Source organism: Melghirimyces algeriensis (genome assembly GCF_900182565.1).
GTDB classification, from domain to species: Bacteria; Bacillota; Bacilli; order Thermoactinomycetales; family DSM-45169; genus Melghirimyces; species Melghirimyces algeriensis.
This window is the reverse complement of sequence record NZ_FXTI01000018.1, coordinates 22832-45721: the sequence shown is the minus strand read 5'-3', so window position 1 is coordinate 45721 and position 22890 is coordinate 22832. Positions and strand designations below refer to the sequence as shown.

At 50.7% G+C, this 22890-nt stretch carries 3 protein-coding genes and 3 pseudogenes; all 6 read right to left on the bottom strand.

Annotated features, from left to right (window positions below):
- A partial coding sequence (locus tag FN782_RS16240; RefSeq protein WP_185956389.1) for a beta-ketoacyl synthase N-terminal-like domain-containing protein occupies positions 1 to 3209 on the bottom strand: 3209 nt, incomplete at its 3' end.
- A 16-nt stretch (positions 3210 to 3225) separates the two neighbouring features.
- Positions 3226 to 3591, bottom strand: a complete 366-nt coding sequence (locus FN782_RS17585) for an acyl carrier protein (protein ID WP_425462724.1) — start codon at positions 3589 to 3591, stop codon at positions 3226 to 3228.
- 96 nt (positions 3592 to 3687) lie between these two features.
- Positions 3688 to 4473, bottom strand: a pseudogene (locus tag FN782_RS17580) (polyketide synthase dehydratase domain-containing protein); the annotation flags it as partial.
- Positions 4474 to 4590: 117 nt separating this feature from the next.
- Positions 4591 to 6675: pseudogene (locus FN782_RS17575) on the bottom strand (type I polyketide synthase); the annotation flags it as partial.
- Between the two features lie 123 nt (positions 6676 to 6798).
- Positions 6799 to 7593: pseudogene (locus FN782_RS17570) on the bottom strand (polyketide synthase dehydratase domain-containing protein); the annotation flags it as partial.
- Positions 7590 to 22673 (bottom strand): SDR family NAD(P)-dependent oxidoreductase, encoded by a 15084-nt coding sequence (locus FN782_RS16230; RefSeq protein ID WP_185956388.1) that lies wholly within the window; start codon positions 22671 to 22673, stop codon positions 7590 to 7592. The pseudogene FN782_RS17570 and the gene FN782_RS16230, both read right to left, overlap by 4 nt.
- Positions 22674 to 22890 lie beyond the last annotated feature (217 nt).

Below are 22890 nucleotides of genomic sequence, written 5' to 3'. Positions count from 1 at the left end.
GGATAATCCAGTTCATACCCCTGAACAAACAAATCCGCCACCGCCCTCAGGTTGTCCATATACTCTTCATGGTTTGCTTGGCACTGGCGGATGCATTGATTACCCATTTGCTTAAAGGCTGGCTTTTCCTGTTGCTCTTGTTTTTCAGCAACATAGACACCGGATGCCTGACCCTCTTGAGTCCAGGAATATAATGCCTGTCGGGCGACTGCTAAATCAGGAGCCACACAGGCAAGACGGTATTTAAAATGTTGGCGACCAAATAAAAGGGTATAGCTGATATTACCGCAATCTTCAGATTCCACACCTTCACAATAAGTGATAAACTGCTCCACCTGTTTATGTAGGCGCTCCTCCGTGCGGGCGGATAGAACAAACAGATAAGCCGGCTTCTCTGGATGCTCCCGAATCACCTCTGGTGCCTCTTCAATCACCATATGGGCATTGGTACCCGTCGCCCCAAAGGAACTGAGAGCGGCCCGCCGTTTAACCCCCGGTTCCACCTCCCATGCTTTGGGTTGTGTATTCACAAAAAAGGGACTGTCCTGCAATTGAATATTGGCGTTTTCTTTCTCAAAATGAAGCGATGGCGGTATTTTCTTATGCGATAAAGCCAGCAGAATTTTAATCAGCCCAGAGATCCCTGCGGCCAGCTGTGTATGACCAATATTGGTCTTAATGGAACCAAGGGCACAATAGGATTTCTTATCCGTATAGGAACGAAACGACCGGTTTAAGGCGTGAAACTCAATCGGGTCCCCCAATTTGGTCCCTGTTCCGTGTGCCTCTACCATCTGAATTCCTTCCGGGTGAATATCAAATGTCTCATAAACCGACTCTTCCAATTGCTGTTGCGATCGCAGGCTGGGCGCCGTAATCCCATTGGTCGTGCCATCCTGATTCATGCCTGACCCCCGAATGACGCCGTAGATATGATCCCCATCCTGGATGGCATCATCAAGGCGTTTTAACACCACCGCACCTACCGCCTCACCCGGTACCATCCCATCGGCACGGTCATCAAAAGTAAAACAGCGCCCCTGTGGCGACAGCATCCCTGCTGTATCCGCCAAAAGATGGTACTGCGGTGTATTGTTAATATAAACACCCCCAGCCAACACCATCTCCGTTTCCCCCGACCATAAGCTTTGGCAGGACATATGCAGCGCCACCAAGGAGCTGGAACAGGCTGTATCAACGGCAACCGCCGGCCCTTTCAGGTTTAGCAGATAGGCGATACGGGCGGGAATCGCCGAATTTAAAGCGCCCCACAGGGCTTGAGGCGGGGGTGAATCCATAAATAAAGAGGTATAATCCCCACCTCCGCAGCCAACATAAACCCCACAGCGGCGCCCTTTGACACTGTCACCAACATAACCGGCATCTTCCATGGCCTTCCAGGCTTCTTCCAGAAACAGCCGTTGTTGCGGATCCATATAGGTGGCTTCCAAACCTGAAATATTAAAAAAGAGCGGATCAAACTGGTCAATATCCTCCAAATAAGCTCCATAATTACAATAAGCGGCCCCTTCAGCATGATACTGGGACAAATCCCAGCGTTTCACCTTACCCACCAGATTTTCTCCCTTGATAAGATGTTGCCACAAGGCATCCACCGTTGGGGCCTGGGGGAAACGGCCGCTCATCCCAATAATGGCAATGGGTACTTTGCCATTTGACGGTTGATCCGACTGGCTTGAGGGGATTGCCGACCGTTTGGCATAACCGTTTGACTTGATTTTAGGAGGAGCTGGCTGTTTGACTGCCTGAATATCCTTCTCTTCCTGCGGTGAATCCACCGCAACCGCGACGGCAATCTCCTCTGTATAGTTCGCCGTGATATAGTCCGTTAACAGCTTGACCGATGTATAGTCAAACAAATCCGTCGTCTGCAATTCAATCCCCAAGGCTTCATTCAGCGCCTGAATCAGGCGCACACCAATAATGGAATCAACGCCATAATCAGCAAAAGACTTGTCTTTATCCACCTTTTCCTGATCCATTTTGAGGGCGCTGGCCACCTGCTCCAGGATCACACCGGCAATATGCTCTTCCACCCCTGTGGCAGATGCCGGTAGCTTCACCGTTTTCTTGTCCTGCTGTTCCTTTTTCTGCAAAGGCTGGACTGGGAGCTGCGTGAACCGGATCACACCGTCACTTTCCGCTGCTATAATTTGTTGCCCCAGATCATGGGACGCCTCGGCCGGGAACAAAACAGAACGGAACCCTTCCTCTTCCAATACCTTCTGCCATGTATCAGGATACAGTCCCGGACAACCAGGGATGCGCAAGGTATTATCATCATACAGCCACCAGCCATCGGTCAGACCAAAGGTTAAATGCGTAAAGAGAGAGAGCTGGCTAATTTCATTGATCAATAGTAGCCCATTCTGACGCAACAGGGATTTTGTATGGACCAGGGTTTGCTTTATATTGCGGGTGGCATGAAGCACATTCGCCGCCACCACCACATCATAACTGCCCGGCTGAAAGCCCTGCTGTGTAACGGGCTTCTCAATATTGAGCGTGCGATAGGTTGTATATGGATAATCTTTATAAAAGGCTTTTTCCGCAAAAAGCAAAAAAGCCTTGGAAATATCCGTATAGCAATACTCTCCAATCGCCTCCTGATAGGGAGTCAACTTTTGAAAGATCCCCGCACTGGTGCCACCGGTCCCTGCTCCAATCTCCAATATGTTGATCTTTGCGGTTGGGTGTTGCTGGCGCAATAAATCGCAATAGTTAACCAACATGGCTGCCAGGACATCGTTAAAATAATCCACCACCACATTGTTTTGATAGATCCCTTCCACCAACTCAAAGGAAGATTGGGGGAACATAATATCCGTTGCCAGCTTCTTTCCTGTGAGAATGTCTGGCAACGCGCGCATCATCGTCTCAACTAGAACTACCTGTGCCCGCGTATTGGCTTCCGCTAACCAGGGCTGTTTTTGTTCATCCCATTCCTTCCACACGGTATCCATCGGGCGCGGAGCAGGGTCCTTCACAACACCCGTTTGACCATCCCATGTCAGAAACTGCCTTTCAGCTAAAAAACGGATACTCGTCTCCAACCACCGTTGATAATGTTCACGCAATCCGTACGCTTCTGCCAAATCCGTCAAATCAAACCGTTTGGCTGTAAACAAGCCCATTGACTGCAATTGTCGCCAGAGCAGTTCACAAAACAGCCGTTCCAACTCTCCCATATCCAAACCTCCTGACTCATGAAAAGATCGCATCATTGACGATCAGCGTGCCCTCTTTATATTGCTTGACCCAGGCCATCACCATATTGTGAATGGTTTGGTGTTCAACAATCATGTCCATATCTAATTCAAGGGACGTTTGTTGATGAAATGCGGCGATAAACGCCTGCATACTTACCGGATCTAAGCCATAATCATTTAAATGCCCATGGATATCCACATCCGCGGTCTGAACGCCCAATGTCCGGGCAGCTGATTGAATCAAGGCGGTTTGTAAACGCTCCTGCAGTCTCTCTGCGTCCTCCTTCTGTCCTTTTGGCGTATAAATTCGCTCCACAGCAGGCGGGGGGATCTTTGGCAGTAAGCGTTGCAAATGATCCATTTGCGATTCATAGGCCGGGGACACCATTACCACCTCATCACCGGTCGATCCCGATAAGACATCCGTCCCCTTCACATGGTGTCCTTCTTTACTTACCCAATGAATGCCGGTCATGCGTACACAGACACGCCCATCCGCTGCACAAAGCTGGGTATCCCACTTCCCTGGTGTGTGATGACTGGGTGTGATCACCGCCCATGCAGGCTCATCCATATGGAAATATTCAATGGTTTCACTCTGTATAAAAAGTGGCATATCCTGAAAACCAGCATCCACTAAGGTAACCCAAGCAGCCTGTAAAGCGGCATTTAGTAGGACAGGATGGGTTGTCAGATGCTCTTGCAATTGCTGGGCAGCAGGAGGGAGGTGGATTTTCAGCACCAACTGGTCCGTTCCCTGATATACCTGTTCGATCACTTGATAGCCTGGGCCACAGGCCAGGCCCGCTGATCTTAAGGGCTGTTCCAGATCCCTGTCACTTTCCTGGCTGTTGGCGACCAGCGCTTGAATATCCACAATGGGCGGCTCCAACGGCAAGCGGGTAAGGGCCTGACCCTGGCAGACGGGTTCATCCGGGTGGGTGCCACGGGTCATATCAAAGTGAATTCCATCTTTCTCATTCATAAATAGCCGCAGATGAACCTTGAGCGGGGAGGCGTCAATGGGCAGAGGATCCAGACAGGTTACCTCATTGAGCACCACCTGTGTAATCTCTCTTATTTCCTCTCCCCCTGCCTGTAGAATGGCCTCTTGAACCATTTCAATCAAAGCGGTGACAGGTAAAGCCGGTTGTCCCTTAACCATATACTCACTTGGAAGCAGCTCCCTTCCCGTAAAACGGGAGCTAAATCGCACCCCGGAAAAATCCGACGTATTCTGATGCAACAACGGATGAAGGAATGTGGCTTCCTGGGTGGTACTTGGGACGGTTGGTATCCAGAATCGATCCCGCGTAAAGGGGTACGTTGGCAGACTTAAGCGATGGGGCTGATCTTGGGGATAAAACCCATTCCAGTCCACATCCATGCCACTTACCCATAACCGGGCAATATGACTGAGTTTGCCCTTTTTCTGCCATTTTCGCACCACATCCTGTCCATCTTCATCCTCAGCCAACAAGGACAATAACTCGCCCTTTTGTTGGTTATGACCCCGATAGATTCCCGGCTTCTTTTCTTCACCCGTCAAAAAACTTGCCAGCTTCTGTTTGAAGTCATCTGGGTCTTTTACAATGAAAGCCACACGTTCTTCCAATGCTACCCGTCCAACCTGAAGCGTATAGGCCAGATCCGCCATATTCAGACAGTCATCATCCTCCAGCTGATTGAGATAGTCCAGCAATTTCTGCCCATAAGCATGAAGCCGTTCTTCACTTTTCGCAGACAGCGGCACCAGCACTTTCTGATGAGATGCCGTCTGTGGCATCGGGACAGGACCTTCCTCCATAATGATATGCACATTGGTTCCTGTCGCACCAAAGGAGCTAAGGCCCGCTCTGCGTGGCAAAGTGATTGTCTCCTCCCCTTGTGTGATAGTGGGTTGATTCCAGCATTCTGTTTTTTGTTGTACATAAAAGGGGGACTCTGCAAAGCGAATATAGGGATTACATTCTTCTGCATGCAATGAGGAGACCAGCGTTTGATGATAGAGTTGCAGCGCATTTTTGATCAAGCCACTAATGCCCGCTGCTGATTCCGCATGTCCAATGTTGGATTTCACCGACCCAATGGCACAATATTGCTTTTCCGATGTGTATTGGCGATAGGCTCTGATCAACCCTTGAATCTCAATGGGATCACCCAATGAGGTTCCTGTACCATGGGCTTCCACATAGCTGATGGTACGTGGATTAATATTCGTTCCGGCAAGACAGGAAGCAATCAAATCCCCCTGTGCCACCGGATTGGGCACTGTAATCCCACTGGCTCTCCCGCCGTGGTTAATAGAGCTTCCCTTAATGACAGCATAAATGTGGTCCTGATCCTGAATCGCCTGGGAAAGGGGTTTTAACAACACCACCCCCACCCCGTCACTGGATACATACCCATCTCCACCCTTGCCAAAGGAATGGCAGTAGCCATCTGACGCATGCATATTTGCCATGCCATAGGTCAGATATTTATTGGGATGAAGCGATAAGTTCACCCCTCCGGCCAAGGCTACGTCACTCTCCCCTTTACGAATGCTGTCAATGGCCAGATGTACCGAAACCAGGGAGGAGGAGCAGACCGTATCAATGGCCATGCTGGGACCGCTGAAATTGCAAAAGTATGACACCCGATTGGCAATCGGTGCATAGTTAAGAGAAAGTGGAATCGGCATCCCCTTGGCTGCCGCTTCCGCCCCAATCAGGGTGTAATCCTTATGCATCACACCGACAAACACCCCAACAGGACGCGACTGATTAATCTCCCCTCCGGTCGCCAGTGTTTGCGGGACATAGCCCGCATCTTCCATACACTCCCAGGATACCTCCAAAAACAACCGTTCCTGGGGATCAAGAATTTCCGCTTCCCGTGGGGCGATGCTAAAAAAATAGGGATCAAAGCAATCTACATCATCGATAAAGCCACCCCACCGGGAAATGGGCTTTCCCGACGGAGACGTAAGATGGCGAAACTGCTTCCAGTCCCAGCGGGATGGCGGCACTTCAGTAATGCAGTCCTTTCCGGCTACTAAATTCGCCCAAAACTCCGCGATATTCGCCGCACCGGGAAAGCGTCCCGCCATACCGATAATCGCAATATCTTCATTCTGCTCCTCCATGGTACCCTTTGGTTGTGCCTTTGCTACCAACGCCGGAGCGTTAGCCTCTTCATCCCGTGACTCCTGATCATCCTCCCCCTCTTCCCAACCGGGTGGCAAGGCGACATGTTCGGCAAGATAAAGGGACAACTCCTGGATCGTGGCATATTCAAACAACAGTGTGGGGCTGAGAGTCACCGCCAGCTCAACCTCCACTTCCTGCATCACACCCAGCAGCTGGGATGATTGTAGACCCAGCTCAAAATAGCCCTGGTCCGTGCGCACCTCTGACGGCGATGTATTCATATGACGGGCAAAAATATTCCGCAACATACGCTCAAATGAGGCTTCCCTGCCACTCGCCTTTCTCTGGTGCTTCGATTGGTCTGTTACCACCTGTTTTACCGCAGGCGATGGCCGGCCCTCTTCTTGTATAGCAACATTGATCTGCCCTTTGGCCCGGATTTTTTTGCTGGTAACCCCCAGAAGCTGTCCAATCTGTTTCCCCTCATCGTCATAAAAGGCCATATCCAGTGTACAAATGTCATTCACCTTTTTCACCGAGGAGGCCAGTGCTCTTACATGCCCTTCTGTCTGTAAAGGTGCGGTGCAATAAAATGAGGCATAGTGCAAGGGCAAATAGAGATCATCCCCCTGGCCCGGCTGTTCCCAAAGCACACCTGCCACCATGGCTGAACCATCCATGAGGGCGGGATGAAACAGATACCCATCAGCCTCCTGCTGATGAGCCTCATCCACCTTTAGGGTCATGAGGACCCCATGATCATCCTGATAAACATCACCTTGGGCTTTTATGGCCCCGCCATGAACCAGTCCCTGCCTGCGTGCCTCTTTATACACCTTTTCTATGTTGAAATGGCGGGCGGCCGTCTTTTGAAGGCCTTCCAAATCGATGGCCTCCGCAAAGGATACCGTTTCAGGATGCAATTCCGCCGTGATATACACCACATTGTCCTGTTCCTTTTGGTACTCACTTTCCACCCGTATTTTCCAATGACTTGCAGTTGCTTCAAAGGTGATCTTAAGCGGAACCGGCCGATCGGCACGAACGGTTAAGGGATTTAAGATCGACAAACGCTTTAACATATATTCCCTATGCCCCAAACCCAGCCGATCCGCCAATTGATACAAAAGATCAATATAGGCAAGACCGGGAAGCAATGGCTGATCATATACCGTGTGATGCTGGATAATGGGATGGTCCACCGGCAGCGTCAGACGAAATACTTTTGTCATCGGATCTCCCCCCAGACATTCCGTACAGGGCGTACATCATCCTGTTTGGCTTTTTCCCCCTCACAGTCTACACCGGTGATCTGTCTGTGCTGTAAAACCGGAGGTGCTTTAGGGGAAAGACGGACATCTTTACCGGATGGAAAGGATTCGATGATGACATGATAGTTGGTTCCCCCGTCCGGAAATGAACTTAAAGCAGCCGTCCGTTCCTGGTTAGCCGGCATTGGCCACGCCACGGGTTCCCGGTTAAACTGAATGCGCGACCGGTTAAAGTCATAGTGGTCAAAAGGCGCCTTGGCAGATAGGAAGGGCGGAATTTCCCCATGATAGACACTTAAGAGACAGCGAATAAAGCTGGCCATTCCCGATGCCAGAAGCAAATGACCGATATGGGGTTTTGTGGCCCCCAAATAGACGGTGCCCAGATCCTGATCGGTAAGATCATACGCTTCAGACAAGGCCTTGATTTCAATGGTATCCATGATGGGTGTTCCACCTCCATTCACCTCAATATAGCCAATTTCATGCGGTTGCTTCCCACTTTGTACCAACGCTTCTTTCATCACCTGCTTCTGGGCCTGCAGACTGGGAGAACCCGGTCCTAGCGTGCGCCCATCATTATTGACAGCAATGCCTTTCACCACCCCATAGATGGAATTGCCATCCCGGATGGCATCCGATAACCGTTTCACCATTACCACGCCAACCCCTTCTCCCAACACTTCCCCCGTGGACTGCTTGTCAAAAATCTCAAACCGACCATTTTGACTTAAGATGTTTCGAGCCGCGAAGGCATCATGGGCCATCGGACTTAACAACAGGCTGACGGCGCCAACCAACGCCATATCAATTCGACCGGCGCGCAGGGCATCCGCTGCCAGTGACAAACCGGTCATGCCTGAGGAACAGGCGGTATCTACCACCAGACTGGGCCCTCTAAAATCAAAAAACTGAGAGATATTGGCTGCAAGATAGTTTTGACCCATTCCCAAGATCGGATTGGCAGACTGTAAAATCCGATCCACCGGCGCCACCGGTTGTGAGCGTCCACCGATATAGACCCCCACTGCTTGTCCGCGCAAATCACGATGATCATAACCGGCATCATAGATCGTTTTAAGGCTTTCTTCCAAAAGCAGACGTGCCTGCGGGTCCATGATCGCGGCATCATCCGGGTGGATTTGAAAGAAATCGGGATCAAATTGGTCCACACCTGCAATCCAGCCCCCATAGTCCTGTCGGCCATTTTTGGCAATCCAGCGTGATTTTGGCACAGGGCGTATGGCGCTCTTTCCCTGTTTCAGTAATTTCCAGTAGGCTTCTTTGGTCGGTGCGTCCGGGAATCGCGAGGCAATGCCAACAACCGCTATTTCATCTTGCTGCTGTGGCACAACCTTGTCTGTAACAGGCGGCTTGGATGACACGTTTACCTCCTTGTCTGCTTTTTTCTGAAAAGCCGTGCCGTGGTGTTCTATTAGATAATCAGCTAAAGCGACAATCGTATTATGTTCCAGTAACAAAGAAGGGGGTAGCGTCTCACCGATCCTTTCCTGCATGGTTTGTACAATTTGGGCAATGATGATGGAATCCACCCCGTACTCAGCAAAGGAAGTGTGCTCATCCAGGGTTTTTGTCAACTTCAATTCCTTTTGGAAAAGCAGTTTCAGCCATTCCACCACCCCGGCACGTTCCGCCAAGACCGTTCTTCCCTCCTCTTGATGAGCCACTTCCTTTCTGGTTACCGTTGGATGCTGGGATACTGGCCTTTTTACACGGAGGAGCTCATCCGGTGTAAAGCGTACCGGATCAATCACACACGGCATACAGACCGGCTCATGAAGCTGCCGTACGATCTCCATCAGGTGTAAACCATCCGCCGTACTGTGCGATTGCAACCCAGACATCGCATATGCCGGAGTTTCCATGCCACCGACCGCCATGCCCGTTTCCTTCCACGCCGGCCATTGGATGGCCTGAAAACAGGTATGTCCTTGACCTGCTTGATACGCAGCATAAAAGTCCAGATAGCCATTGGCCATCGCATAATCACTCTGACCAGCTGCCAAACGCGGAAACCCGCTGGCAACCGATGAAAATAGCAGGAAGAACGCTAATGGCTCATCTGCCAGCACTTGGTGCAGTTGGGTTAACCCTGTTATTTTGGGCTCACAAACTGCCTGCATTTCCCGGATGGTTTTCTTGATAAAGGCGGGATTTTCCCCTTTTACACCGGCACAGTGAAACACACCGGTAATCGGTCCCATCTGTTGATGGATGTTATTCACCATCTGCTTTAGACCCTCAAAATCCGTTAACGGGGTATGATCGTAATGCACCTGGACACCTTGATCCACAAGGGATTTTAAGCGACGAATCTTATGGGCACGGGAACTGTTCCCCTCCTTGGCGATGACCTCAGACCACATCGACTGATCCGGCAAGACCTCTCGTCCCATAATCACCAGATGTTTGGCGCCTTGACGGACAATCCGTTCTGCAATTTGCGCTCCAATCCCTTGGGAACCTCCCGTGATTAAAATCACATCTTCCTCCCCAAAGTTGGTTATCACCGATACATCCGGTTTTGATACTTCCATCATTTCAGGCGAAAAGCGCTGACCCTGACGGTAACAAACCTCCGTAATTCCCGTCTGGTGATGGAATGTCTCCCTCACTTGCCCCCATAGGCATTGCGGTTCATCAGCCGTACAATCGGTATCCATGGTGATAAACGGCGTTTGCTGATATTCCGCCCCCAACATCCGATATAACCCTGCTAGACGGGCACCCTGTAAGGTTGGTTGTGCCATCTGCCAGCGCTGAAGGCGATAGGTAACCTGCATTACCTTCCAACCGGTGTGCCGATGGTGGGCAATCAGATGTTGCAAAAAGGCGATTTTGCCCCATTCCATCCGGGTATCCTGCTCATATTCCGCATCATAAGCCGTCAGATCGATCATTCCTTGAAAAGCCAACCCCGCAACCGTCTCCTTGAGCTGATGATAGAGCGCCTCGCCAGCCTCCGGGCTGTAAAAGTCCGTTGCCAGCCCCCGATCAGTCACATCACCATGGACAACCGGGACAATGTGCAAGTCCGGATGATCCGCCGACATGGGTTCAATCAGCTGAAGCGTTGGGATGGTGGCAAAAACGATCAGTGTCCCTGTCAATGGCTTGTATTCTCCCTGGACGGGGTCCGGGCGCCATGTTTTCCGCAAAATCCTTTTCTCCATGGCGGCGACAGGTTCAGCCGCAACCTGCACTCCCTCTGTCCCCCTAATCCAGTAGCGTTCCCGCGCAAAGGGATAGGTGGGAAGACTGATGCGTTTGGGTCTTTTGGACGTATACAGCGCTTCCCAGTCAATGGGCATCCCATGCACCCACATACGGACCAACTGGTTGTATTTTCCTTTATGCCACCAACGGGTTAACGTCCCCTGAAAATCATCATCCGCCTGTAAGGCGGCCATTGGCCCCTTTTGCTTGACGGCCTGTGCTCTGTACAAGCCGGCAATCCCCTGCTTCCCATCCAGATAATCCTTTAGTTTCTCACGAAGCTCCTGGATGGACGTCACCAACAGCCCCAGTCTTTCTTCCATGGCATCGCGCCCCACCTGCAAGGTATAGGCTAGATCCGCCAGAACCTCATCACCATAGTCCCCATTGTGAATCGCCAACCATAAATTTTTGACCTGCTCTTGTAACCGGCTGTCATTCTTTGCCGACAGGAGGATGATGGCTGGGGCCTGGGGGAGAGCATCCTCAGCAGATGATCCTTTTTTGGAGGGGAGATATTCTTCAATCACCACATGCGCATTGACGCCACCAAAACCAAAGGAGCTAACACCAGCACGGCGGGGGACTTCCTCACCCCTCCGATCTTTAAGGGCGGTCCAATCCCGGTTACTTTGCACAATATAGAAGGGACTCTCTTTTAATTGGATATAGGGATTGATCCGATCCGCATGCAAACTTTTCACCAGCTTTTTATATTTCAGTTGCAATAAGAGCTTAATCACGCTGGCAATCCCGGCGGCCAACTCCAGATGCCCAATATTGGATTTAATCGACCCTAAACCACAATGGGCATCTCTCACCGTTGGCTCACCCGTCGCTGCATACAGATGGGCAAAAGCATCCTTTAAGCCATTGATCTCAATGGGATCACCCAGTTCCGTTCCCGTTCCATGAGCTTCAATATAGGTGATGGTACGGGGATCAATCCCCGCTTTTTGATAGGCATCAACCAGCAAATCCCTTTGCGCCTTTGGATTGGGTGCTGTCAAGGAATTGGCCCGTCCTCCATGATTGACTGCTGTTCCCTTAATCACACCATAGATGTGATCCCTTGCACGCTCAGCATCTTCTAACTTCTTAAGGAAGATCATGCCGATTCCTTCCCCGCGTACATACCCATTTGCCTTGTCGGAGAAGGTTTTACAGCGCCCATCCTCTGCCAGCATATTGGCCTTGCTAAAGCTGATATGCAACTCCGGCGTCAGCATCAGATTAACCCCACCTGCAATGGCCGCATCACAATACCCGTTTTGAATGGCATTCACAGCACGGTCAATCGCCACCAGCGAACTGGAACACGCTGTATCGATGGGTTCACTCGGTCCATGAATATTCAGGAAGTAGCTCATCCGATTGGGACCCATGGCTGCCGCCATACCGGTAGCTGAATGGCCCTCCAGTGCCGTGTCGGCCTTTTTGATCACGCCGCCATATCCGCTATATCCCATGCCCACAAAGATACCCGTCTTTGTACCGGAAAGGCGCTGTGGCGCATAACCTGCATCCTCAATGGCTTTCCAAGCATACATCATCAGCAGGCGTTGTTGCGGGTCCATTAACTCAGCCTGGCGCGGGGAGATGCCGAAGAACAGCGGATCAAACTGATCCACCCCGTCGATAAAGCCGCCCCATTTCACATTGGTTTTATTCGCCTCTTTGGCAGGATCACCGTCATAATCCCGCCAATCCCAACGATCGCTTGGGATTTCCGTAATACAATCCTTGCCCGCCACAAGGTTTTCCCAGAAGTCATCCAAGTCCTGTGCCCCTGGGAAACGCCCGCTTATCCCCACAATGGCAATGTTGTTGTTTTCTTGCCGTTGTCTGGTCTGGGGGTTCGTCGCTACCAACTCAACCTTCTCATCAGAAGAGCGGGGCGGGTTTGCCGCTTGTTCTGCCAATGCCGGCAAGGGGGGACGCTCCGCGGTTTCCTCCGGCTCAAAATGGGGGGCTAAGATCGTGTGATAAGAATGGCTCAAATAGTTGGCCAAATCATGCAATGTATTGTGCTCAAAGAAAATGGTGGGCATCAGTTCCAGCTGATAACGCTGGTTTAGCTGGTTTGCCAGCTCTGAGAAGGTAATGGAGTCAAATCCATATTCATCAAGGCCTGTATGCGCATCCAACTCATCCATCTGAACGTGGATCAATTGAGCAACCACATCAAACAGCGCCCCTTCAATCTGCTCCCTCAGATTATTGGAAGCCGGCGCTTGATGAATCGATGTGCCCTTTTGAATCTGAACCGTTTCCGGTTCTGTGGGAGGAGTGATCATCCGCTGCCGGATTCGCTCAGCGTCCCCTGCCATCACCAACACCTGCGCTTTCTCTAAAGCGAAGGCACGATAAAAAGCCTGCATACCCGCTTCATCCAATAAGGGGATCAGGCCCAGTTGCCCACGCATCATTTGTTCTGTTGATGCATCGATTTTCATGCCTCCGTTTTTCCAAAAGGGCCAATTGATGGAGAGCGTCCGGCCATTACGCCGTTTTTCTGCCACCAGACAACTGCGCCAATACATATAGTGATCCATAAACGCATTGGCGGCCGCATAATCCGCCTGCCCAATACTGCCCCATACAGCCGAACCGGACGAAAAGCAGAGGAAGAAATCCAACGGCATGTATTGGGTGGCCTGATCCAATTGGATCAATCCTTCCACTTTGGGTGCCATCACCGCTTGAAGCTCTGCTTTTGTCTTATGGCGGATCAGGCTATCCTGAACGACACCTGCACTGTGAATAATCCCCTGAATGGCACCATATTGCTGTTGGATGTGGCTTATTAACGTTTCAACGGCGTTGCCATCCGTCACATCCGCACATTGATACACCACGCGAATGTTGTGAATCGTCTCTAGGGCTGCTTGTTGAGCGTGACCCAAGGGTGAGCGCCCCACCAAAACCACTGTGGCACGGTCAACCTGATTGGCAATCTCCTTGGCAAACAGCAGCCCTAGACCGCCTGCCCCCCCTGTAATCAGATAGGTACCACTCTCTTTAAAAGGCAGGGCATCAGTTGTTGTCTGCTGAGTCATATCATCCCATCCCAAAACCCACCGCCGCCCTTGACTATAGCGGATATGCTGATCCTGGCAGTCCCTGTTTTCCTCCAAAACCACTCCTATATCGGTTAGCCCATCCACCTCAATCAACTGACCAAAGATATACGGATGTTCCAATTGACCGGTTTTTAACACCGCAGCTAATCCCTTGAGGGACCGCTGATCATCCACTGCGGGAATCACCAGCTGTAACCGTTGGCGTTGCTTGGGATGAGTCTGGACCATAGATTGCCATACCTTGAAGACCTGCTCCGCATAATCCATATACCGTACTGCAATCCCGTCCTTTTCCGATTGCAACCAGCGATAATCGATGCCCTGAAGAGACTCTTCCATTGCGGTCATAAGCGCCTGTTCAAAGCCACAAAACAGCACCAGGGACTGCTCATCAGGGATCTTTTCCTTCTTTCGGTCAGCGAGCTGTTCATGCCAGGTGGGTGCCAATAGCAAGGTGTCAGCCTCCTGGGTTACCTGCCCCCGATCCAATGACCTCAGGGAAAAATCCTTTAGTCTGGCGCATAGACGACCCGTCTCATCACAAAGATCCATATCCAGCTTGAACACCGCATCCCCTGCTTTGCTTCCTTCACTATACCGGATGACCGCCCACATACGAGGGGCGCACGGTCCATAAATCACTGCTTCCTCCAGGGCAAAAGGAATGCGGGGGGAAGGATTTCCCTCGGTACCCATCAGTCCCAATGCCGCCTGTAAAGCCGAATCCAACAATCCCGGATGCCATATAAAGTCGGACAATGTCGGTTGCGCCTCTTGGGGGAGTTCCAGCCTGGCCAGAACCTGATCAGCGCCGATATATAACGCTTCAATTCCCCGGTGACTCGGCCCATACGTTAACCCAGCCGCTTGATAAGCTTGATATGCCTCGTTTCGGGAACATACCCGTCGATCACAGACCTGTTTAAGAGTCGGGATATCCAACATGGGGATTTCTTCAGCCTGGTGGAAGACAGCACGGCCCCGGTGAATTATATCGTCCGACGCATCATGACGCATGTCATAGGCGATCTCCCCATCCGGTGTGGCAGATAGGGTGACACGCATCCTTTGCGGTCCATTGTCAACAAAGAAGGGCTTTAGCCAGACCATCTTTTTTAGACAGATGGTCCTCTCTCCAGGCTGCGCCACCTGTTCCATTGCGGCACGGGCCATTTCCAGATAAGCCGTTCCCGGCATCATCCGTTTCTGTTGCACCAGATGGTCCTTAAGGAAGCATTCGTTACCGGTAAACGTGGAATGAAACTGTGTACCCTGAAGGTTGGACGTATTCTCCTGTAGCAGGGGATGAAGGGAAGTCCGTTGTGTGGCTTCCGTTTCTTTTTCCATTTTTTCCCATCTATCATAATGCTTCTTGGCAAAGGGATAGGCCGGCAAATGGATGCGCAACGGTTTTTCATCACCATACAGGACATCCCAATCTACATCCACACCCTGTACCCAGGCCTGTGCGACCTTAGTCAGCTTGCCTTTCGCCGCCCATTCTATTATCGCTTTCTTTCGGTCTTCATCATCCCGGTCAAGCAGCCCAGTGCTGCCTGTCCCTTTTTGCTGTTGTCCCTGCCAGGTACCAGCATGGGTCTTTCCTGCACAGAAGTCCGTCAAAGCGCTGATAAGCTCGTCCATCTCATTGACCAAGAACACCACCCGCTCTGTCATGGCTTCTCGGCCGGTTTGTAGTGTATAGGCCAATGATGGCAGTTGGAGGTGATGCAACTGTCCCTCTTGCTCCTTCTGATTGAGAAAGGTCAGTAACGACTCCGCATAGGCCTGCAAACGGTCCCTCTTTCGTGCAGATAATGGAATGATCATAGGTCCCTCTTCCTTATATGCCTTCACCTGGCTTGGCTGATATTCCTGTACAACCAAATGCACATTGGTTCCGCTGTGTCCAAAGGAATTTACCGCCGCAAGTAAGGGTTGATCCTGAGGGGGAACCCATTCTACCGTTTCCGTGTTGATATAGAAGGGGGAGTGCTGCAAGTCAATCAACGGATTTAATGTGTCAAAGTTGATTAGACTGGGAATCTGCCGATGGGCCATCGATAACAGCACCCGCATTAAACCGATGACACCAGCAGCCGCTCCGGTATGTCCGATCGATGATTTGGTACTGCCAATAGCACAATAATGTTTTTTTGGAGTAAACCGCCTAAAGGTACGGATCAAGGCATTCATCTCAATGGGATCACCCAGTTTGGTCCCAGTTCCATGGGCCTCTACATAGGAAATATCACCGGGATGAATATCATGCCGTTCATAGACATCCATCAACAACCGCTCCTGGGCCAAACCATTGGGAGCGGTAAGACCATTGCTGGCTCCGTCCTGATTCATACCCGATCCCGCAATGACTCCATAAATGGAATCCCCATCTGCCTCAGCCTGTTGAAGCGTTTTTAAAACAACAATCCCCACGCCCTCTGATAGCACGGTACCATCTGCTTTTTCATCAAAGGTTAAACATTTGCCCGTTGGGGAGATCATGTCGATACCCGAAAGGGCGACAAGCGAAGTGGTGTCCAGCTTGGCATAGACTCCACCGGCAATGGCCATGGTAGACTCCCCCCTGCGCAAGCTTTCACAGGCGAGATGAATGGCCGCCGCTGAGGAGGAACAGCCGGTATTAACCACCAGGGCCGGTCCCATCAAGTTCAGATAATAGGATAGACGGGAGGCGACAATGGCATCCGAAGAACCTGTAAAGGACTCATGATAGTAATTTGCCGGTTCCGCCCCGATAAACACCCCCACAGGCGCTTCTGCTAGCTTTTTCGGGTTATACCCGGCATCCTCCAACGCCTTCCAGCTTTCCTGCAAAATCAGCCGTTGGTGAGGACTCATTGACGCCGCCTCACGGGGGGAAATATTAAAAAAGAGCGGATCAAAGGCGTTTTTCTCCGCTAAAATCCCACCCCATTTACAATAGGTCTTTCCCGGCTGTTTCACCTTGTCATAATACTGCGCCTGATCCAGGTAGCTGGCGGGAAGTTCATGCACCCCATCATGCCCCTTTTGGAGATGATCCCAGAACGTTGGCACATCCGGCGCATCGGGAAACTGACCGGACATCCCCACTACAGCAATGGCCTCATTGCTTGTCTGCGCCGGCTTTGGCTTTACCGTACTTACCTGGATGGGCTCTTGTGGCGCTTCTTGCCTTGGGCTGCCATCATGCAGTTGTACCAGAATGTGCGCCTGATACACATCAGCGATATATTGCGCCAGGCGATGAACCGATGTGTAGTCGAACAAAATCGCACTGTTTAAATCGATCTGTAAAACCTCATTCAGCTGATTGACAAAAGCAACACCCAGGATGGAATCCACTCCATATTCAGAAAAGGCGACATCCGGTGAAATACGGTCTTTGCTCACCTTAAGGGCGATTGCCAGCTGCTCAACCATGGTATCTTTCACATAATCGGCCAGCTGTTGATCATCCGATCGATCCACTTTAGCGACCGCTTGGGGCATATCAATGGATGCCATGGGCTCTTCTTCTCTTTGAACTTCTTGTGCCACAGGCAGTCGAATCCAACCATCGCTTTCAGCCACAATAATCCGCTGACTATTGTTGGGGCCTTGCTCCCCCAAGAAGGAGATTTGCCTAAAGCCCTCCTCCTCCATCACCCTTTGCCAGGTTGAATCCGCGATTAATGGGGATCCCTCAATACGCAAATGGTCATCTTGAAAGAGCCACCAGCCCTCCAACAGCCCAAAGGTCACTGTGGCAAACAGATTTTTTTGCGTCATCTCATTTAAAAGAATCCATCCATTCGGTTTGAGGGCCGCTTTCACCCGTTGCAGGGTGTGTCGAATGGTTTGGGTAGCATGGAGCACATTACTGGCAATGAGGATATCATAAGAACCGTCCGCAATCCCTTGCGCTGACAACGGTTGCTCCACATTCCAGGTTTGAAAGGTAAGGTTGGGATAAGCTGCCCCATACTGTTCTTCTGCAAACAGAAGAAAGGATTTGGATATATCAGTATAAACATAGTCCACATGGGAGGCATATTCCTTAATCCGCTTTAAGACAACCTCACTTGTTCCCCCAGTCCCTGCTCCCGCTTCAATAATCCGAATGCGCTCCAGGGGATGTTCAGCGATTCGCCTCTGAATATAGGCCTCCACAACATCAGCCAATGTATGATTATAATAATCGGCGATGGCATTGTCTTTATAGATGCCTTCGACACTTTGCATGGATGAATTAGCAAAGAGCACATCTGTCGCCAAAACCCGACCCGTCAGAATATCGGGCAGTTTCCTGAGACAGGCATCCAACAGCATGGTCTGAACCTGCCAGTCCGGCTGATTGGTATATTCGGATACAGTCGCTTGCCATTCCTTCCAAATTGCTTCCAATGGCTCTGCATCCACAACCGTGGTAACCTGACTCCCTTTATAGTGAATATAGCCACCATCTGCCAAGATGCGTAAACACTCAGACAGCCAACGCCGATACTTTGCCGTTATACCGCTGTTGTTAATGATATCCGCGATGTTGACCGTGGTGCCTTTTAGCGGAAGACCGAGACGGCTCAACTGTACAAAAAGCAAGTCTGCCACTTTGGCTTCCATCTGAGCTACCAGCCTGTTACCCTCTTGACGGTCTCCCTGATAAACTCGATCGGGCCATTTCGCAGAGAATGAATGGAGCATGGGTTCCGTCGTCGGGGGATAAGCCGTTACTCGCCCCGGTTGAACCTTCATCATTTCCTTCAAGGCGGGTGTCGGTTTCAGGGATAGACTTTGTTCAAGCAGACCCTTGGTTAGAAGATCCACGCTATGGACAAAGCAGTCAAACCCTTCCCGATCTTCCAATGTACTGGTGCGATCTTCTAAAAATGTACCTGCAACGGACGACTGCCAAAAACCCCAATTGACGGACCCCACCGGAAAGCGTGACCGATTTTTGAGGCTGCGCACCCAGGCATCTGCAAATGTTACCCCTGCGGCATAAGCCGAAAACTGGGAAGCACCTGAAAAAGCATACGCTTGCCCAGAAGAGAAATACAGCATAAAATCCAGATCTTCATTTGCAAAAGCCGAATAAAAGGATAAGCTCCCTACCGTTTTCACACTGAGAATATCCAAAAACTCCGCTTCTGTCGTTTGGCGAATAGCATTTTCAAAAGAAAACACCACCCCCGAAAAGATGGCACCATGAATAGTATGATACTGCGCTTTTATCCGTTGTACTGCCCGCTTCATCTGCGCCTCATCCGTTACATCCGCCTGGATATATGAGAGGGAACCAGAGCTGCCTTGAAAAGCCGCCATCTTCGCCTGGATCGCCGGATCATCCTCTGATGTTCGGCCAATCCAAACCACCTGGGCCCCGTAGTCAGCCGTTAGATAACGGGTGACAATCTGGCCGATGGTACCGCTTCCCCCAACGATCACATAAACTCCTTTTTCTCGAATTCCCTGCGTTTTCAGTTGCCTCACATCATCCATTTCATAAAAAACCTGTTGATAACGTCGTCCCTGCTTTAGCTTGATCACTTCACCACGGTGAGAAGGCGGTTCACTGACAACCTTTTTGATGAGGTCCGCTTTGTCCCCCTGGATATCTCGTAAGGAAAGGTCCAAATTGCGCATCCGCAACCGATGGTTACCTTGCGCCGCAGCATAGACAAGCCCTGTGACCCCTCCGCCATAGGGATTGACCGGATGTTCGCCTAATGTATAGTTATCCAGAGTCAATATATAGCAATCGATCGGCTTATCCACGGGTTGGCTGTCATCTAATCCTTTCAACAGGCGCAACAATGGCACCTCATTGCGCATCTGGCTTTGCCTGACATCCTGGGGATGAAGTGGATCATCAACTGGAGCATGTTCCGCCAGATAATAGAGGCCGTCAATCGCCCTACAATCAGCTAAACAACGATTGAAGGCGGTGTCATCATGGATGTCACACTCCCAATGGTCGTTAGCACGTTGCCGGGTTGTATCCCCCAGACAGATTTGTATGACCCGTGGCATAGAAGGAACTGTTTGATAATAATCCATAATCGCCTCTTTTAATGCAGCTGCCGACTTCTCATAGACGATGAGAACCTGTTGGTGCTGAAGCTGTTCAGGGGTAATCGCTGGTGCCTCTTCCCAAACTGGCAAATACATGCATCCGGCTACAGAAGAGGGGGAAGGGTTCGATGCTTCCTTTGGCGATGGAGTGGCCGTGGGTTGATCCCCTCCCTCTTCAGTACCTGAAAACCAGCATGTTTGCCGGGCAAATGGATATGTAGGCAGGCTAACACGACAGGGTGTACCATTGGGATAAAGCAGATTCCAATCCACTTGGAGGCCTTTTACCCACAGTTGCAACAACGGATCATATTTCCCCTTTTGCAACCAGGTCTCCATGATGGCCTTCATATCATCATCCGCTGACATCGTGGATAACACCGCTTTGCCGGATTGGGCGGCACCGCGAAACATCCCGTTGCTCTCACGGTCTGCCAAAAAAGCGTTCAATTTCTCCTTCAGTTCGCCCATGGTGACAGCCGTGAAAGCCAATCGCTCTTCCATAGCCTCCCTGCCTACCTGTAGTGTAAAGGCTACATCCCTTAAATCGCGGTCATGAAAGGATTCAATTGCCGCCAATAAGCGTTCGGCTCGCTGTTGAAGTGCCGTGGTATCTTTGGCAGAGAGGACAATGAGAGCCGGGTGCAGGGGATGGACCTCCTGATGATCCACCGCTTTCTCTTGCATATATTCCTCCACCACCACATGGGCATTGGAACCACCTGCCCCAAAGGCTGAAATGCCCGCTCGCCTGGGGTATTCTTTTTCCTCCCCATTCAGATCTACGACGGGCCGTTCCCACTCTTCTAAGCTTTGTTGTACCTTAAAAGGCGTCTGGTCAAAGTCAATATGTGGATTTAAGACCTGGGCATGAAGGGAGGGGACCCGTTTTTTATGCTTCATTTGTAATAATACTTTGGTTAATCCTGCAATCCCCGCCGCCCCTTCGCAGTGACCAATATTGGATTTTACCGAGCCAATGGCGCAAAACTGACGATCAGAGGTATAAGCATCAAAGGCTTTTTTCAACCCTGTGATTTCTATCGGGTCTCCCAGGGCTGTTCCCGTGCCATGTGCTTCAAGATAGGTGAGGGTTCGTGGATGGACATTTGCTTGCGCTAAGGCCTGTCCGATCACCTTTGCCTGGGCATGTGGATTGGGAACGGTATAACCATTGGTCTTACCGCCATGATTAACCGCTGTGCCCTTAACCACACCATATATATGATCGCGGTCGCGAATCGCCTGGGCCAGTGGCTTTAATAACACCGATCCTACACCTTCACCGGGAACATAACCATCTCCCCCCTGCCCAAAACTTTGGCACCGGCCATTACTGGATGCAAAGTTCCCTTGTCCAAGCAATAAATACTTATTGGGATGAATCGATAAATTAACCCCTCCGGCAATCGCCAGTTCACATTCCCCCCGCACGATGCTTTGACATGCGAGATGGAGGGAGGTTAATGAGGATGAACACATGGTATTCACCACCATGCTCGGTCCCGTCAAGTTAAAAAAATAGGAAACCCGGTTGGCAATCGCCGACAGGTTACTACCGAGGACAAGCCCATGCCCCTTGGCTTGTTCCTGGGCGCCATACAATGGATACTCCTCATACATCGCTCCCACAAATACCCCTACCGCACCGTTGGAGCGCAAGGCTTCAGGGGAGTAGCCGGCATCCTCCAACGTCTCATAAACACACTCTAAAAACAGGCGTTCCTGTGGGTCCAGCACTTCTGCCTCACGGGGAGAAATATTAAAAAAGAGCGGATCAAACTGATCGACACCCTCAATAAATCCGCCCCATTTGCTGTTGGTTTTGCCGGGTTCACGCTCGTCCTCATCAAAATATAAGCGATAATCCCATCGATCTGGGCTGATTTCAGTGATACTATCTTTTCCTGCTTGCAGGTTTTCCCAAAATTGCTTGATATCCTGGGCGCCAGGATACCGTCCGGTCAGGCCAATAACAGCAATCCCATCCTCTTGCGCCAAAGAGGACGTCTCAATCTGCTGGGGTATCGACTTTTCCTTTTCTTTCAAAGATAGCGACGGCTGCCTGTCATATGACCGTGCAGCCGCCGTCTCCTCGATGCCAAACAGTTTAATCAGCTTGTGTGAATGGGCTTGTACCAGATAGTCAGCCAACGCTTGAATCGTTTGGTATTCAAAAAACAGCGTTTTGGATAAACGCCCCAAATGCACCTCCAGTTGCCGGGTCAGTTTCATAATCATAACAGAATCAATGCCATAGTGCTCCAAAGGTGCATCCGCATCCAACCGTTCAACCGGCATTTGCAATACAGAGGATAAGCACTTTTTAAGATAATCGACTGTCATGATCCCCAGCTGATCCGTTTTGGGGTATAAAACAGGCGCCTTTTGTACATCATTCCCATGCTGGGATATATAGGAAGCCAACCCTTTTAGGGTGCCTTGTTCTATGATTTGTGCAGGCGTCAACTCCAAATGATAGTGTTGATGGAGGTGATCGGCCAATTGCGTGAGCAACACCTGATCCAGCCCCAACTCGAACCATTCTGCATCTGCGCTAATATCCGCTGTCTCTATGTGAAGCATATCCGCCAAGATTTCCCGCAACTGTTGTAACGGCTCAACCATGGGAGCTGAAGAAAAGAGTTGCGCCATTTGCTTCATGGCTTCCTCCTGGCTGATTGCTCTGTTTTTAATTTTCCGGTATAAGGACTTCACCGGGTGTTCCATACCATCCTCACCCCTTACCCAAGAGTTTTAACCTGATGGTGGTGGGATTGGAGCAGTCGCACAAATTGCTCTTCTGTCAGTTCATCACTGGTAATCTGCTCCATCAGAGCCAGATAAAACGCCACATCGTTCGCCTTTTCTTGCTGTTCAC

What these genes read in the sequence shown, in the direction of transcription:
- FN782_RS17585 (WP_425462724.1), bottom strand. Translation starts at nt 3,591, where the DNA reads ATGGATCATTTGCAACGCTTACTGCCAAAGATCCCCCCGCCTGCTGTG.
- FN782_RS16230 (WP_185956388.1), bottom strand. Translation starts at nt 22,673, where the DNA reads ATGAAGCAAATGGCGCAACTCTTTTCTTCAGCTCCCATGGTTGAGCCG.